The 18024-nt window shown below is 46.1% G+C and carries 8 protein-coding genes; all 8 read right to left on the minus strand.

What is annotated here, in order from left to right:
- Nucleotides 1-26: 26 nt before the first annotated feature.
- The 8 genes from BBI11_RS16705 to BBI11_RS12775 all read right to left on the minus strand — a co-directional run bounded on the left by BBI11_RS16705 (nt 27) and on the right by BBI11_RS12775 (nt 17990).
- Nucleotides 27-4697 (minus strand): cell wall-binding repeat-containing protein, encoded by a 4671-nt coding sequence (locus BBI11_RS16705; protein WP_068464043.1) that lies wholly within the window; start codon nt 4695-4697, stop codon nt 27-29.
- 1037 nt (nt 4698-5734) lie between these two features.
- Entirely contained in the window at nt 5735-6442 is a 708-nt protein-coding gene (locus BBI11_RS12745) for a hypothetical protein (protein ID WP_068464046.1), read from the minus strand.
- A gap of 16 nt (nt 6443-6458) precedes the next feature.
- The gene (locus tag BBI11_RS12750) at nt 6459-8720 is read right to left on the minus strand and encodes a cell wall-binding repeat-containing protein (protein WP_083389104.1); all 2262 of its coding nucleotides are present in this window, start codon (nt 8718-8720) and stop codon (nt 6459-6461) included.
- 271 nt (nt 8721-8991) lie between these two features.
- Complete coding sequence (locus BBI11_RS12755) at nt 8992-10866, minus strand: LTA synthase family protein (RefSeq protein ID WP_068464048.1); 1875 nt, start codon at nt 10864-10866, stop codon at nt 8992-8994.
- Nucleotides 10867-11978: 1112 nt separating this feature from the next.
- Nucleotides 11979-14354, minus strand: coding sequence for a SpoIID/LytB domain-containing protein (locus BBI11_RS12760; protein ID WP_068464051.1), 2376 nt, complete (start codon nt 14352-14354; stop codon nt 11979-11981).
- A 191-nt stretch (nt 14355-14545) separates the two neighbouring features.
- A complete protein-coding gene (locus BBI11_RS12765) occupies nt 14546-15931 on the minus strand; it encodes a cell wall-binding repeat-containing protein (RefSeq protein WP_068464054.1) in 1386 nt (461 codons plus the stop codon).
- A gap of 239 nt (nt 15932-16170) precedes the next feature.
- A complete protein-coding gene (locus tag BBI11_RS12770) occupies nt 16171-17268 on the minus strand; it encodes a glycosyltransferase (protein ID WP_068464057.1) in 1098 nt (365 codons plus the stop codon).
- Entirely contained in the window at nt 17265-17990 is a 726-nt protein-coding gene (locus BBI11_RS12775; RefSeq protein WP_068464060.1) for a WecB/TagA/CpsF family glycosyltransferase, read from the minus strand. Before BBI11_RS12775 ends, BBI11_RS12770 begins: the two co-directional genes overlap by 4 nt.
- Nucleotides 17991-18024: the final 34 nt, after the last annotated feature.

The following is an 18024-nucleotide window of genomic DNA, read 5'->3' on the forward strand; positions in this document are numbered from 1 at the left end:
CCAAAGGCACCCCGTCTTCACTTATCTTATTTGTTGTTCAAGTACTCGTCCAATTGCTTCAAGATGTCATCGGATACGGCTTGTGATCCACCGATCACTTTCACGTACTCAACGCCATTCTTCTGCAAGTGTTCGCCAAGTTCTTTAGGTACGGATTTTCCTACCAAGTAGACGCCAGTGTCATCTTTCGCTGCCAGCGCGCCGCCTGCTAGAGCATCCGCATAAGACTTGCCTGTTGCGACATAAACTGTATCTGTTGGGCTACCGAAGTATTTCGCCACTTCAAGTGAAGTTTTGTAACGATCCGCGCCACTGATACGGAACGAGTTCGGAAGCTCAGAAGCTGCCTGCTCGCTGATCGCGCCAGTTCCACCGATGATCAAGCTGTTTTCCACGCCTAGTTTCACCAATGCCGCTTTCGTTGCGTTCGGCACTGAATCTGTACGGGAAAGCAAGATCGGTGTTCCTTCAGATCCAGCATAGCTAGCTACGCTTAGAGCATCCGGGAAGTTTGTTCCGCTAACGACGATTGCTGATTCAGATTTACCGAATTTCTCAGCAATTTTCGCAGCTGTTTCAAAACGATCAGCGCCGCTGATGCGTTCTACTGTGATGCCGTCAGATTTCAATTGCTTAACGACAGCGTCAGAGATCGCGCCAGTTCCACCAAGAACGTGGACTGTTTTCGCGCCAAGGCGTTTGATTTCTTCGTATGTGTCAGCAGGCAATTTCGCCGTGCGAGACAATAGAAGCGGTGCATCGTGCATCTTCGCAAGCGGTACGCCTGCTAGTGCATCTGCATAGTTGTCACCACGTGCAAGGACGACTGTATCGGAAGATTCCCAGCCTTCTTGGCTCAATTCAACTGCAGTGATGTAGCGGTCTGCGCCTGAAATGCGCTCTGCACGAAGGTCTGATTCAGAACGGTCAATCTTCACTTCTTTTTCAACTTTGTTGCCAGCGCCATCTTCAGCGACAACCATGAACGAGTTCATGCCATCTACCAAATCGACTTTCGCTGTTACCGTGTTGCTGATTGGGTCCGCAATTTTGATTTCATCGAACACATCTTGGTTGTAAAGGACATCTCCATCAAGTGATAGTTTCACTAGGTTGAAGTTGTCTTTCACCGTAATTTCGAATTCGACAGAATCTTGGTCTTGATCCACTACGCTCGGAGCGTCAATCGCAAGTGTCGGGTTCACCGTATCCACATAAATCGGGCGGATGATAGAAGACGTGTTGCCGTTGTAATCAGTCGCTTCGAATTTCACTTCTTGGCGTCCTGTTTCAAGTTCAATTGTCGTATCAAATGCGAAGCCGTCTTCCGTTTCAGTGAATGTTACTTCTTTGCCATTCACTTTCAAAGTCTTCAAGTTTTCTTCGACAACATACCCTTTGACCGGTACTGTATTCGTGTTATACAGGCCAAGCGCTGATGGGCCGTCTTCATCTACATAAATGACCGGTTTAACTGTGTCGTCTGCGTTAGAAATAGCGTAACCGCCGTTGAAGGCATGGTCATAGACAACGACTTCGATCAAGTCAGCTTCTGAAGCGTCTAAATCAAACTTATCCAAGTCGATTACTGTTTCATCTGCACCGAAGAACTCGTTTTCAGCCGGCAAGCTAGTGCCATCGACTTTCACTCGGAATTGTTTAACCCCAACCCCTTCATCAGATAAAGAAACTTCCAGCGTATTGTCTTCTTCGTTTACAGAGACTGACGCTTCGGGTGCGACTGTATCGATATAAACCGGCAAGGTCTTGCTCTGCCAATCTGCCTCTTCGTAGTCCACCTTCGCTTTTAATTCGTAATCATATAATCCGTCTGCAGCTACTTTTCCTTCGACTTTGCCGTCCCAAGCACGCGATCCGTTATAACTGAAGTAGCTACCGCTTCCACCGTTAAAGTAGTTTTTGCGAACATCTTTTTCGATATTCACTGTGCGCAATTTTTTGCCTTCGGCATTCCAGACATTTGTCTGGAGCTCATCAGCATTCCGCAGCAATGTCGGGATGCCGTTGATAGAATCGTTCAAGCCATCGTTGTTTGGAGAGACCGGATAAACCAGTTTTCCATCTACTTCAACCAAGTCCAAGAACTTAAGTCCATCGTATGCATCTCCGAAGCCATCTTCCGCTAGATAGTCTTCATAAAATCTCGGTTCGTCTTTTTCTTCAACGCCGAAGGAATCAATGATGTCCGGACGGTCCCATTCGCCGTAGAAGCTGATGTATGGCAAGACCAGATCAGGGTTTGCTGAACCTTCTTCAGCCATCAATTTCACAAAGCCTTCAACGAAGACATCTTCTTCAAGCGCTTTCGTAATTTCTTTGCCATCTTTGTCAAGTCCAGGCACTTGTCCTGCACTGATATCGATTGTAACTGTCACATCAGTCGTACCATTTGCCGGTACTGTCACTGTTTCAGGAGCTGTTACTTTTGCTCCTTGAAGTGCGCCTGATTTCAACAAGTTAGATGTTACGTCGCCATCTTCTTGGAACATATCCACAAGTACGGATGTGTCGACTGAATACGTTGCCGCTTCATCGGACATGTTTTCAGCTGTCAATGTGAATGTAAAGGAATCTTCTGTGAAGTCCTTGATGTTCACTTTTGCTTCATTTGTCGATTTTTCAGTCAAGATGACTGGCGTTGTAACAGCGCCGTTCAGCTGCATCATCCCTGCGCCTTGACGACGAGGAGAAATGGTATCGCCTGATTTACCATGCGTAATATCTGCTGTATTCAGCATCAATACTTTCGCTAGGCGAGTACGTTCTTCAACAGATAGGTTTTTGTACTCGTCATGGTTTTTCAAGTATTGCTGAACGAGTGCCGCGCCGCCTGCAACGTGTGGAGCTGCCATCGACGTTCCGCTCATGACGCCGTATTTGTCATTTTCAAGCGTTGACAAGATGTTTCCGCCTGGTGCAGACAATTCCGGTTTGAACTCAAGGTCCGGCGTTACGCCCCACGATGTGAAGTCTGTTGCACGACCGACTTCAGGTCCTTCTTCTTTATCTGTTTGTTCTACATTCGCACCAAGTTCACCGTCTGTAGCAAGTGCCGCTTCAAGTTCTGCGCCATCTTCCTGAGTGATCTTCATGAACGGAATATCCCAGCCGCCTTGGTCTTTGTAGAATACTGGGTTAGACGTATTGTATACGATAATGCCAGCAGCACCAGCTGCCGCTGCCCATTTCGTTTTATCAGCAAACGCGTAAGCGCCGCGCTCAACGACTACGACTTTGCCCGTAACGTCAATGCCTTCGTAATCAGCAGCTGCTCCTAATGCATTTGGTTTTCCTGAAAGTTCCTTCAAAGAAACGACTTCAAAATCATCGCCGTCTTCTTGGAAATCCGTCCAGTCATCCACACCGAAACCTTCTACTGAGAAATCACCGAAATCTACTTCGTGCGTGAAGTGGTTGACCAAGTTTCCAGTAGCTGCAACTTGGATTGTATCTTTGTTCAGCCCAGGAGATCCGACTAGACCGTAATCTGGGTTGTCGTAATGCGGGTTATCGTAGCCATAACCGATGTGGCCAGAGTTACCAGCTGAGACAGCTGAGACGATCCCGTTGTTCACAGCGTTTGTGATCGCTTTGTCTTCTGCGCTATCTGCATCGTAGAACGAAGAAGTAGAGCCAAGGCTCATGTTCAAAACGTCTGCGCCAAGTTTGACTGCATCGTCGATTGCTGCCAAGTAAACATCAGAGAACGTCGATGGGAAGTTGACATCATTCGAGAATACTTTCATGCCTAAGATTTGGGATTCAGGTGCTACCCCTTTCAAGCCGCCTGTGCTTTCGTCGCCGTTAGCGCCAACTGTTCCTGCAACGTGCATGCCGTGCATAGAAGCATCAGGGCCGTCATCTTGGATTTCGTTATTTTTATCATAATAGTTATACGCATAAGGAACTTTGACGTTTTGGTAAGCGCCTTTTAGTCCGTCTTTCGAAACAAGCCCTTCAACGTCTGATTTCGTCAAGTCAACTTTCGAATCATCCGTAATGTTGAAGTCTTTGTGATCTGGGTCAACTCCTGTATCGATGACCGCTACAACCATTCCTTCACCTTGGAATTTGCTATCAGCCCATACTTGGCGTGACTGGATGAAATCGTGGCTTGTTGTCATTTCTGGTGTCGCTTCTGGTCTTTCGTATTCGTTGGCGATGTAAACATTCTTAACGTTTGGCAAATCTTTGATTTTTTCAACGTCGCTGAATTTCACCATGCCGCTGAATCCGTTAAATGCTGTTGTATATTCGTATTGAGAGTTCAACTCTACGCCTTTAGAAGAAATCGTTTTCTTCACATTAGCATGTGATTTGACGAGCTGAGCTTCAATTTTTTCTTTTTCTGCCTTAGCAAGTGTTTTGTATTGGACACCTTGAGCAGATGCCACTTCAACTGCTGATTGGCCTTCAACTTCAACAATGACACGAACTTCTTCGTTCGGATCCAATGCATCTTTTTGAACCATCTCAGTATTTTCTTTTTTCTTAAGCTGCTTGATCAACTCCGCTTTGTCGTTGGAAAGAACGTTGATTGCCTGCAAATCCTTTTCATTGGCTGACTCTTTATCGCCAGATGTAGCGCTTGCAGTCATCATCCCGTTACTTGCAACTAAACCTGCGATCATGGCAACAGATACAAACTTTTTCCAAGTCTTTGAACCGTTTTGCACGATGTAGCCTCCCCTAATGTTTTTTCGAGGAAATTCGAAAAATATGTATGTTTCCAACTTCTGTATGTATTTCCTCACAAATAAAATAGTAACAATAGTCTTATAATTATGTCAATATGATATTTGAATATTCTTGTGAATTGAATTAATGGAATTTAATAGAAATCATATAAGTATAAAAGATGAGTAATGGAATAATATATTCCTGCGGATTGCATGTGCTGAATGAACCTTTTCGCGGAAACAAATTTTCGGCTTCCGAATTATAATAGGTATTTAGAATTACAAAACGAGTGTTTTGATCTTTATTTTTTTGTACTTCGAAACTTACTAGGTATAAACAACCTTTTTTCTAACAGGTACAGATTTTCGCATTCTTTTAATGGATTTAGTGAGCTGTTGTTATCATTTATCGGGTTTTTTGAAGCTGCTTGTTGATTTAAGCATATATTCGCAGGTAGTGAGGTTTGCTTGTCTGCTTGTGTTTTGGCTTCTGTTGGGTAGTCGCTGCCTTGCTTGGGGTTGGCCTTTCACAGTAAGCCGGGAAGAACACCCGTCTTGCTGCTTCGGCTCACCCCTCTGCGCTGGGCGGCTGGATGATTTCATTGATGTTGGTTTGTTTAAGTAAATCTGCTTCTTTACTCGGTTGCCGGCTTGTGGGGGAATCGCTTCTTGGGTTGGGTAGTGGATATGCAGATAGTGAGATGTTGCGTGTTGGCTTGTTCATTTCTTCTCTTCTTGCTTCAGTTGGATAGTCGCCGCCGGGCTTGGGGTTGAGCTTTCGTAGTAAGCCAAGAAGAGCGCTTGTCTTACTCCTTCGCTTCACCCCTCTGCGCTAGGCGGCTGGATTATTTTATTGATTTGGGTTTGTATAAGCGGATCTGCTCCACTATGAAGTTGCCGGCTTGTGGGGGAATCGCTTCTTGTTGAAAGAGAGCTGGAAGTTACAAGCTACGGCCTGGATTGTTTTACTAATTGCTGTTATTTCATTCGCACAAAAAAACCATCCGCCAAGTGAAGTGGCGGATGGTTTTTCGTTATTCGTTGTAGCTCACTAAAGCGACGACTGATTCCTGTTTGTCTTCACCGTTTGCGACTACTGTTTTTTCCTGGATGAATCCAAGACCTGGCGCAAAATAACGCGTCATCGTTGTGACTTGGTCGGATGATTCGGAAGCCAAGACTTGCTCGACAACCAATACGTCTTCGAACGTGCCCGCTTGTGTTTCCAAAGTTTCCTCATTCGAAGTAACGACCCATTCACCTTCAGTGCTATTGGCTTCGTCGATCATGACGACCGGCGCACTCATCGGCACTAAGCCTTCAATCGAAATGTCGCGCTCGCCTTCGAGTTCAGATGTTTCGATCAGCATGTTCATGGAGGACTCTGTCCACTCAGTCACTTCGATAGATGCCGCTTCGCCAAATGTGATTTCTTCGAGCACTTGGTTTCCTGATACTTCAAGCACTTCACGCGTCAATTCGAATTCGTCCACTTGGAAGTTCTTAACGAGGCCGAGTTCTGGCATATAGAGCTGAATGCCAGTTGGATCGGTTACTTCGATTGGTGCATTTTCTGATGCTTCGACTTCTGTTTCTGTTGTTTCTGTTTCCGCGGCTTCGGTTTCGGTTGTTTCTGTGCCGCCTGTGCCATTGACTTGATTGTCTTCGGCAGAGTCAGTCACAGCGGTGCCGCAGCCGCCAAGGAGGACGGCTGAGAGCAAAAGACCACTGAATTTCTTCATGTATATAACCACCTTATTATTTTTGCATTGCGTTGACTGTTGTTTTGATAGATGAGTTGATTGCTCCACCGATATAGTAAGTGCGGTTGATCAATTTCTCTGTGCTGTGTTGAGTCAATGAACCGGTTAAAGTTGATGGCATTGAACCGTCTGGCACCAAGAAGAGCGGTGCGTTGTAACGAGCGGAAACTGCTGAAGATACCAATGCATCCGGGTAGTTTGTTCCAGTCGAAACAATTAGGCGGTTTGAGACAAAGTCATCTGAGAAATAGTCAATCGCTGCTGTTCCTGTCTCGTAGCGAGTTTTGCCAGAAAGGCGAGTCACGCTGTCAGCTCCGATTTCACGTTTTATAGCAATCTCCAAGGAAGATGGCACGGCGGAAGTTCCGCCGATGATGACAACGTCGTCACCGAATGCTGTTTTCAAGCTGCTCGGTACGTCTAGTCCATCACGCACTAGAACGATCGGCCAGTTTTTCACTACGGCTACGCTTGCTGCAGTCAAGGCATCTGGATAATTGTCTCCAGCTGTAACGAAGACGCCGTCTGAAGATGGCAATTTCGCATTGATTTTTTCATTGGTCTCATAGCGGGTCTCGCCGGCAAGGCGCTCTGTGCTCATGCCCAGGCTCTTCAGCTTGCTTTCGACCGAAGCCGATAGTGCAGAAGTTCCGCCTACTAAAATGACATGTTTCGCTTTCAAGCGCTTCAATTCTTGTTCTACGTCTGTTGATAAAGCTTCTGATCTGCTCAACAGAATTGGCGCATTGCCGTAATGTGCCGCAAGCGGACCTGCCGACAAAGCGTCAGCATATTGGCCTGAAGTTGCGAGAACGACTGTTTTTTGTGATTTTGAAGATTCAAAACCGTTCGGGTAAAGCAATTTCGAAACAGCTACCGCCGTCTTCAAGCGGTCAGCGCCTTCGATATTTTGAGGTGTGTAAGAATACTTCGTTTTGTCTGTATTGGTAAAGATGACTTTTTGTGCCCATACATCAAAAAGTTCCGAATTAGGCCAGTTGCGCGCGTAGTCACGGGCTTCTTCACGGTTATAAAGATGGACCATCTCGCCTTTGTCTTTTGAACGCACGATAAAGTTTTTGCGTTTGAAATTCGACCAGACGATGTCGTCTTCTAGCGTGGAGTCATCGATAACGGACGCTTCAGGCAATTTCCCTGCGTAAGCGATAGCCGCTTCCTCCTGATAGAACCGTGTTACCGGTTTATCGCTGCCATCGAGCACAACGAATTTTTCATCAAGGTAATTCGACCAATGGACGATTCCGGTCGTCGTATGCACAACCCGTGTGTTCTTCCATTTTTTCGCTTCAGCGATGGCTTCTTGTTCAGTGCCGAATAGATTATCTTTCATTTTTACGGATGGATGATAAATGCCATAAACTAATGGACGATCAACCGGTTCCGGATCAGGTTTTGCTGCTCCGTCCACTTCGCCGGTTTTCTTATAGGTTACATAACTTCCTGAGATTGTTTTCGAATAATTCAATGCATCGGTTTTTGAGGTGTAATGTTTAAGTGCTCTGCCGTTTTTATCGTTTACGACATACACATCAAAGAAATCGTCTACCCCTTTAGCCACATTTGAGGCAATCTTTTGTTGGAACCAGGATTGCTTGATCATGGCTTCTTCTGTCGGATTAGACATATAGCCAACTTCTAGCAAGACTGAAGGCATATTCGCGGTGCGCGTTACATAAAGGCTGTTTGCGATGACGCCGCGGCCTTCCTTCACCCCTGAATTGATGACAGCGTTATGGGTTTTAATTGCCAAGCGGCCGCTTTCAGGTGAGTAATGGCGTTGCAATGTAGATGGTGGATAGGACGAGCTCGCGTAATCATTGTTGAAATAATACGTTTCGTACCCACCGTATGTAGGTGAACTTGTCGCATTGTGGTGCACGGAAATGAAAACGGTATTATCGTTATTTCCGTTTGCAATCATTCCGTTTGCGACTTTCATCCGTTCGACAAGGTCTTGGCCGGATGAGATGCGGGAAAATTGAGCATCGTTCGTTCTTGTCATCAGAACATTGAAACCTCTTTTTTCTAGCTCAGATTTCAACTTCAGTGACACTTCCAAATTGGCATGCTTTTCATAATACCCCGTTCGATTACCAGAGTATCCAGCCGTCCCACCGTATGTTCCCCCGTGTCCCGGGTCTAAAATAACAGTTGGTTTACCGGCAGCCGACGCAGTTCCAGCACCCATTCCAATGGCTAGCAGCAACAACAGCACAAACAAAAATTTCTTTTTCAATGCTACATTCCCCTCTTTCTGACCTAATACTACCGGGGAAAATTAGGAGAAACAAGAGAATTTTACAATATTTTCTTAAAATGATTCTTTATACAGCGTTTAAAACTGAATTTTAACGACACAAAGATAATAGTCCTATTAAAATTACGTAAAAACGCATTAACCAATACATAATTTAGGTATTTTTAATCAACATCTTTATATTGATTATGCATTTAATTTGCATTATAATCCGTAAATTTGAATTGACAAAAAAATCCAAAGAAGAGGATCAACTCCCTTCTTTGGATTTTTCATCTTCGTCTTCATCTAAGAAATTGCTTAGCAAGGCATCGGAATGATCTAAAATTTTCAAGGCATTTTCTTGTTGCTGTTCAATGACTTCTTTCTCCGGTTCAATTCGTTCCATCGTGTTGAAGTCGTAATAACGTTCCGGATACCTGGCGTTTTCCCCTAAGTACATATGATCGCTCGTGATGTAAGATCCTCCAGGCAAGTAATAGCGCACGGCAAGTAAGTTGTTCTCGTATTGCAGCATATTGTGGCCAATCATCGGGGCTTGCGGTTCGATGCCCATCAAATTCATGATTGTCGGCATCATATCGATTTGCCCGCCAAAGTTGGAGTTCACTTCGGATTCGACCAGTCCAGGAGCCGCAATAATGAACGGCAGCAAAAAGCGGTCTTTCAAAGAATATTTATGGCCAAGCAACTCAGCCATCAACTCATTGTCCGTTTCCGTCATCGGCCGTCCATGAAGTCCTGAATGATCGCCATTGATGACAATCAGAGACTCTTCGTATATGCCTTCCTCCTTCAGAAAGTCGATAAACTCCCCTACTGCTTCGTCGGTATAACGGATGGATTGCAGGTAATTTCCTGTGTAGGTATCCACATATTCTTCCGGCAACTCTAAGTACTTGTCTTGTTCACGCACTTCGAACGGCGTGTGGCTCGTCACGCCCATCAAGTTTGCATAGACTTTTTGGCCTGAGCGAATCTGCTCACGCACTTCCCCTTCAGCGAATTGGAACATCGTCCGGTCGGATGGCCATAAACCGATCCGGTCTTCATCCGGAATTTCTTTACTCGAGTAAGCATAATCAAAACCAAGTGACGGGTATAATTGCTCGCGGTTCCAATATTCGAGCTTATCCGCATGGTACGTTGTCGTGTAATAATCGCGGTCATTGAGCAGGTTAACCAGCGACGGCAATGGATTGCCATTCAAATAATTGACCGTTGGATCCAAGCCTTTTGGCATCAATGAAGTATGCAATAACCATTCGGCATCAGATGTATTGCCAGCCCCTATTTGCTGGAACATGCGGTCAAAATACAAGCTGTCGCCCAATAGCTCATTCAAGTTTGGCGTTAATTCCTGTCCATCGATCGATTGGTTGATGGCGAAATTTTGCAGCGATTCAATTTGAATGACGAATAGATGGCGGTCTTTTGCAATGCCAAAGCGGTCATGTTCGGTGTAAGGCACGAATTCGTTGCCTTTTAGTTTAGCCAGTTCTTCGTCCGATAATAAATTCATTTGCGCCGAGGCACTGTTTTGCTGTGTGGCTTGGACCAATTGCGTTTGAACAAAGCCTTGTTCTTTAGAGAATAAAGTCATATCCAAAATCGGTTTCTGCAAGGCCATCACTGTCGTCGCCACACTCAATACCACGAGCACCAAGGCAACCACACTGATTTTCTTGCGACTTTTCATTGTCAGCGGCCGATTCCAATACAGTACGAATAATGCAATGTAGAGCACGATGTCCGCAAAGAATAGGAAATCAAGCGGCATGTAGAGCAAACTTACTGTTTCCATGACCGATCCGGCTTGATCACCTTGCTGCAGATCGAAATAGCTCGGCACGGTCTGAAAATAGCGTTCATACCAGACAATCGATACGAGCAGCCCGGAGACGAATAGGTTGTAGATTAACGCAACGAGCGGACTGACTCGTCGCAGCACGACAAATAAGAGCACCGGCAAGAGCATGAAGACCGGAAAATCCACGGCAATTAGGCGCAGCCAGGAAACTTCACCATAAACCAGTGTACGGAATACCCCCAATTTTACGAGGAGAATGATAGACAAAATCACCAAAACCAGCAGCGGAGAGTTCAATTTTTTTGTTTTTTTCATAATAAACCCCTTGTAGTTAATGAATCCATCATAGCACTTTTATTACAATTATTACAATAGCGCCAATATTTCGTTAAGGGGAGATGTGATGATAATGGATGCGCTGCAAGCTGCTTAGTCCTTGTGCGGCAAGGGGTTTCTCGATTTTAAGAGAGATTGGAATTTTACGGAAAATTAATAAACGGGCTTGCTTTCGGGATCGAAGGTGCGTGGAATCGTTTTGGCTTTCTAGCGATGCTTCAGCTTTTTAGTCGCCGCCGGGCTTTGGGTTGGCCTCCCACCGTAAGCCAGGAAGAACGCCTGTCTTACGGCGTCGGCTCACCCTTTTGCGCTCGGCGGCTTGGTGATTTCATTGGTCGGAGAGTGTTTAGAGCGATCTGCTTCTTTATCCAGTTGCCGGCTAGCGGGGGAATCGCTTCCCGGAATGTGGTTGAAACAGCTAGCGAGAGTTAGCTTGTGGAATCGTTTTAGCTTTCTAGCGTTGCTTCAGCTTTTTAGTCGCCGCCGGGCTTTGGGTTGGCCTCTTGCCATAAGCCAGGAAGTACGCCTGTCTTACGGCATCGGCTCACCCCTATACGCTCGGCGGCTTGGTGATTTCATTGGTCGGAGAGTGTTTAGGGCGATCTGCTTCTTTATCCAGTTGCCGGCTTGTGGGGGAATCGCTTCCCGGAATGTGATTGAAGCAGCTAGCGAGAATTAGCTTGTGCAATCGTTTTGGCTTTCTAGCGTTGCTTCAGCTTTTTAGTCGCCGCCGGGCTTTGGGTTGGCCTCTTGCCGTAAGCCAGGAAGAACGCCTGTCTTACGGCGTCGGCTCACCCTTTTACGCTCGGCGGCTTGGTGATTTCATTGGTCGGAGAGTGTTTAGGACGATCTGCTTTTTTAGGTAGTTGCCGTCTATTGGGAAATTGCTTCTTGGGAGGTGGTATCTGAAAAAGTGCCTTGGAGCCTGAGCTTGTTTGGATGGAGCAGGATTCATTAGCTTCTGTCCATAGCTAAGGAACTTCGAGCGGACTGAAAAAACAATGACCTCCCACCTCTCTTCTTTTCTAATATTTCATCACATAAAAAAGCCGCCCTGGTGAGGACGGCTTTTGTCAGATCATCGATACTATTTATTTTACAAATTGGGAAGTGTGTTCGATCGATACGTTCTGGTAATAGAAGTTTAAGATTTGTTCGGCACTGTGTCCGGCTTTAGAGCGATAGTAGGAGCCCCATTGGCTCATGCCGATGCCGTGGCCGAAGCCACTGCCGTCCATGACGAAACGGTCTGCTGAGTCTACTACGTCAAAGTCGACACTTTTCAAATTAGCTGCTCCCATTAATGTCCGGAAGGCAGTTATGTTTGGCGATTTGCCTGCTTGGTAGGTGATGATTGCTTGGTGCTTTTTCAATGACGAACCGATGTATTCGTTGCTTGCTGTTTTCAAAGCAGATGGAATAACGGATTCGCCACCCAGGTAATAAGCTTGGTCTTTTGTCAGTTTGCTGATTTGTTCCATATGCTCAGCCGGCAAACGATCTGGGTCTGGGTGCAGCATCAGGATCGGCGAGTTTGTTTTCGCTGCAAGGACAGAGCCTGCAAGTGCATCAACGAATGAATGGGCATTGCCAACAACCAAGTTTTTGCCGTTCATTGGCAACAATCGATTGATTTCCAAACTGGTGGCCACGCGGTCTTTGCCGCTGATGCGGTTGCTGATGATGCCACGTTCGAATAATGCCGATTCGACCGCTTCTGGCACAACTGTCGTGCCCCCAATCAAGATGGCTTTTTCCGTAGACTGATTTTCCAAGAAGGACAGTGTCGATTCTGGACTCTTGTCACCCATGTGAATGATGATTGGCAATTGATGCGCGGCTGCATAAGCAGAGGCAGATAGGGCATCGGAAGAGTTGTTATTGCCTGTTGCGAATAGCACGGTTTGCATTTGTCCGATTTCCTGTGCGATCAATAGCGAAGTTTCTGAACGGTTTTTACCCGCCAGACGTTTGGTTTGGAATCCTTTTTGCTTTAATGTTTGTTCTACATTTTCAGAGATTGCCGAAGTTCCGCCAAGCAAATAAACTGTTGCTCCTTTGACGGTTTGTTGCTCCAGGAAGTTTTCAACTGATGCTGGCAAGCTGTCATTTCGGGTCAATAAGACGGGCGCGCTTTGTTTATGTGCAAGTACGGTTCCTGCTAGCGCATCGGCCGGAACATCGCCGCGGCCAAGAACGATGGCAGGTGCTTTTTCAGTACCGACTGTCTCTTTGGCGATTTCGACAGCTGTGTCGTAGCGGTTTTCTCCAGCTAGTGTTTTAGAGGCTGCACCAGCTGCCATATCAAAATTCAACGCATCGTTTTCGCGATGGCGAATGTAATAATCCATTTCCAGCGTGATGGATTGAACTTTTCCAGTGTTCGAGAAGTTTTCAGTTTGGATATTGTTGATGGAAGCGATTTTGATCGATTCGACTGTCGAATCTTGTGCTTTTGCTTTTGCCAATAAATCTTTTTTGAAGTTGGTGAACGCGGTTTTGCTTTCATTGCCGACTAGTGCGCTATTTAAGTTCAGTTCAGGCGTCGTATCCCACCATGTAGCCGGAGCCATCAAATCGGTAGTTGCCGGAAGCTGCTGTTTGAGCCAATTGAGTTTCCACAAAACGCTTGTCTTGTCGAACTCGTCTTTTTGCGTTGCAGATAGATAAGGCAGTTTGCCCGACCAGTATTGTTCAGGCAGTTCAGTTTGCCCGCCGTTACTTGATGAGAAATAGGCTGTGACAAAGCCCGTCTGGCCGCCCGACTTTTTGTAGGTAAGAATTTGGCCTTGGGTTTCATCGACTGCACGATTCGTATATTCATATGCTGATTTGTAATGAGGGGATAAAGGATCCCACATAAAGCCTTTGTACACTTGGAAAGTTGTCGTATCGTCGATTTCTAGCGTGCTTTGGCTCATTTTTGAGAATACATAGGACCGGGCGGCAATCGCTTGAGCTTTCAGCGATTCCATTCCGCCGCTGGCACCCCAACTCGCTGGGCTTTCAGATGGCACGACCCCTTTTAAATAATCTTCAAATTCCAAAGAATTCACCGGCTGTATTTTTGTTGTGCCGGACATCCGGAAGAGAATTGTCCCAAGATACGGATAGATCGTCTGAGATCCAGGTTTGTAAAGATGGACATTATTTGCCTTCGAATAGACGGACGGCTCAATCGTCACGGTGTTCAAGCCGCTCTTTAAGGTTTGACTGCCTTTTTTTAGTACCAGTTTCCCAGAGGATACTTGCACCTGGTAACGGACACCTTTTTCCAACTTTACAGTTTTGTCTTCTGTTAGTTGCGAACTGCCTTGTGGGACAAAATCAAAGCTGCTGTTGGTGCCCAAGCTATTAGTTAAACGAACTTTCACAGTGAAATCTTCTGCAGCAGAAGCATTTACCGCTCCCCCAGCAAGAACGCCGATGAACAATAGCATGGCCAAACCCTTTAATAAAATTCTCAATGCGGTTCCCCCTATTTACGATGTTTTAAATGCAAAATCGCTCTTTTTTAACAGTATATTCTAGATTTTTATTAAAAGGTACATAAATTTTCTAAATTTATGCAAATAATACCACCAATGAATTTCTCTATCCTTGTTCTTTGCCTTGATTTCTATCTTTACGGGCAAAAAAAAATGGCCGAAGCCATTTTTTAATCTGTGTACGAGCGGATTGTGACGATTTTCTTGTCCCAATGTCCCCAAGATGTGTCAAGAGCTGTAATCGCAACTCCTGTACTTGTCCCAGCATGGATGATTTTTCCATCCCCAATATAAATACCAGCATGGGTTGGACGCGTTGGTGTACTTCTCACCAAATCTAACAGGACAATATCGCCGACTTTCACGTTTGAATAGCTGACCGGCTTGCCGGATTCTGCCATCAATGCCGTTGTTCTTGGAATCGTGATTCCCTTTTTATTAAAGACATACATCAAATAACCTGAGCAATCAAACCCTGATGGCGTTGTTCCGCCCCAGCGATACGGTGTACCGATATATTTTCTCGCTTCTTCAATAATCTCATCGCGAATGTCTGCAGATGGTTTAACAACTGGAATGGCTGCGGGTTTTGGATTCGGGTTCAAGGCTTCTTTTGAAACAGCCGTTTCGCCTCCGATAACCGTTAGCTTGTCGACATTTTTATTGTTAATGATGTCTTTAGTAGAGGATGGTAAGTCAGCTTGACGAACTAACAGAACCGGTTTTTTTTGTTTCCCGCCAAGAGCAGAGCCCGTCAAGGCATCGGCAAACTGCTGCCCGGAAGCTACAAGTGAATCGTTAACTGTCGTTGGGTAAAGTTTTGCGACCACTGCTGCGGCAGTAGCATAGCGGTCTTTACCGGAAATGCGTGATACGGCTGCTGTTTCGTCGATTTTTTTGTAGACTTCGGAACTGACAGCACTTTCGCCGCCTACGACTGTGACAGTTTTATAATTTTTCACGGCTGCTGCGACTTCTTTTGACATGCCGTTTCCTGAAGTTAAGAGGATTGGCTTGCCTGTTTCAGCAGCATGTGAAGCGATTGACAAGGAATCGGCATAACCGGATCCACTAGCGACGACTGCTGACGTTCCGCCCACTTTCGCTGCGATTAATGCAGAGGTTTCAGAGCGGTTGCTGCCGGCGATGCGTTCGACAGTCATGCCCTGTTCTTTTAATTGGCTGACGACTTTATCGGAAATGACGCTTTCACCGCCAAGGATGGTAGCGTTCTTGGCCCCAAGGCGGCCGATTTCAGACATGATCGATGCAGGTACAGCATCTTTTTTCACCAATAGGATCGGCGCGTTCATTTTTTTAGCGAGCGGTGCTCCGGCAAGAGCATCCGGGTAGTTATCGCCAATAACGAGGACAACGTGATTCGTGCTGTGGTAGCCCCATCCTGCTCGTGCTACTTTGATGGATGTTTCGTAGCGGTCCGATCCTGAGATGCGGTCAAAGTTTTCAAAGACGCTTGCTTCCGAAGTGGAAGCGAAAGCAGTGATTGATAAAGCAGTTGCAGCGATCATTGTTCCAAACCATTTTGTCATTTTCATATGCTTCTGTTTCCCCCTGAGTTATATAGTCTGTATATTCTGTATGTATTAGGCAATTTTTATTTCTGAATAATTCAGAGTTTATCATTGAATTTATGAGAGTAATATTACATTTATATTACAGGGACAACGAAAAACCCCTTGAGACTGTGCTCAAGGGGTTGTTAAAACCGCGTCCTGTATAGGCTGAACGATATGTTTCATAAAATTTACAGTTTAAAATAAACAGGAGTAATTACCTAGTTTAGCTTCAAGACAGTTTCATAGATTTGGCGAATTTCTTGCTGTAATTTCTCGTTGGAAAAATTTTCTTTTGCAAAGCTCCGAAGCATGCTTCCCATTTCCTGTGTGTTTGCTTGCATCGCTTTTGCCATGACATGTTCGAGCGCGTCTACCCGCCCTGGTTCCACGATCCATCCGGTTTTTCCAGGATCGACGAGTGCTGGTACGCCGCCCACATTCGTCGCAATGACAGGCGTCGCCATATCTGCAGATTCCAACAGGACGAGCGGAAAGCTTTCGCTATGCGAAGTCAATAAGGAGACGTCGGCTGCATACAGTAATCGGTCCACATCCGTGCGTGCTCCCAAGAACTGGACGCGATTTTCGATGCCGAGTGCCGCTGCTTGATCACGTAATTTTTGGCTGCGATCACCGTCGCCGATTACCCATAGTTTACACGGCTGATTGATCTGTGCGAAAGCATTGAGCAGGATATCATGCCCTTTGACGGGATGGAGCCGTGCCACAATCGCGAAAACGAAATCGTCTTCTCCGGTACTAAGAGATTCACGAATTGCGCGCTTATCAAAATCCGGCAAAGTTTCATGGAAATTGATGCCGTTGAACACCGGCGTGATTCTGTTTGGCTTCACGCCCATTTGGACCAGCATATCCTTGAATTTCTCCGACACGGCAAACAAATGGTCTGCACGGCGCATCGCCCGCTGGTTCAAGATGGTGAATACCTTGGCGAGCGGTTTCGGCTGGTGGAGAAAGTCGAGTGTCGGGTCGCTATGGACCGTAATGAACCAAGGCATTCCCAGTTTTTTGTAGACGGAATCAATCAGGAAATTCGCCCGCGCCCCGTGGGTATGAACGATGGAGAATCTGCCTTTTTTCAAGACCAGCAAAATCTTCCTAGGCGCAGACCGGTCCAGGCGGCTATTTTGCTGAACGACCGTCACGGGAATCCCGGCTTTTCGTGCGTCTTCCGCAAAAGCGCCTTCAGTGAGTAATAGCAACTCTGCTTCTACAGGAGAGTTGGTTAATAGCTGCAATAAATGCTTTTTCGAGCCTCCCGTTTCGCCTCCGCTAATGACATGCAATACTTTCATCGGCGGCTGCCGCCTTTGTCGCGCACGGCTTTGATGAGGAATTGCGGGAGCGCCATTTGGCGTTTGATGCGCGTCGGCTGACTCGCCAAACGGTATAGCCATTCCGTTCCTGTGTTCAAAAACAGTTTCGGAGCGCGTTTGACATTGCCGCTATAGACATCGAAACTGCCGCCGACACCTTGGAAGATATTGACGTCCAATTGCTCCATGTTTTCACGGATGAAGAGCTCTTGTTTCGGACTGCCAAGTGCGACAAACAGGATTTGCGGCTGTGCGGCGTTGATGGTTTCGATGATTTTGGCCGGGTCTTTTTCGTAGCCATCCAATGTCCCAGCAACTACAAGGTTCGGGTATTTCGCTTGGATGTTTTGCGCAGCTAATTCAACCGTCGCTTTTTTCGCGCCGTACATAAAAATACGGTGGCCGTGTTGATGGGCGAGTCGAAGCAATGCATCCATCATGCCGATGCCTGTAACACGTTCGCGAATTTCGCCCCCGCGCATACGGGAAGCAATTTTAATGCCGACGCCATCTGGAATCTGATACGTCGATTCGTTCAAAAGCGTACGCAACGCCGGGTCTTTTGAAGCCATCATGACTTTTTCCGGGTTGATGGCGACAATGCGCGATTTCCGACCGAGTTCGATATCGGTTTGGATTTTGCCAAGCAATTGTTGTTCGGTTTCTTTATTGACGGTAACGCCTAAAATTTCTTCTTTCATGTAGTTCGTGCCTCCATGCAAAACCGCATTTCCA

Origin of the sequence: Planococcus maritimus, assembly GCF_001687625.2 — a bacterium.
GTDB lineage: Bacteria > Bacillota > Bacilli > Bacillales_A > Planococcaceae > Planococcus > Planococcus maritimus.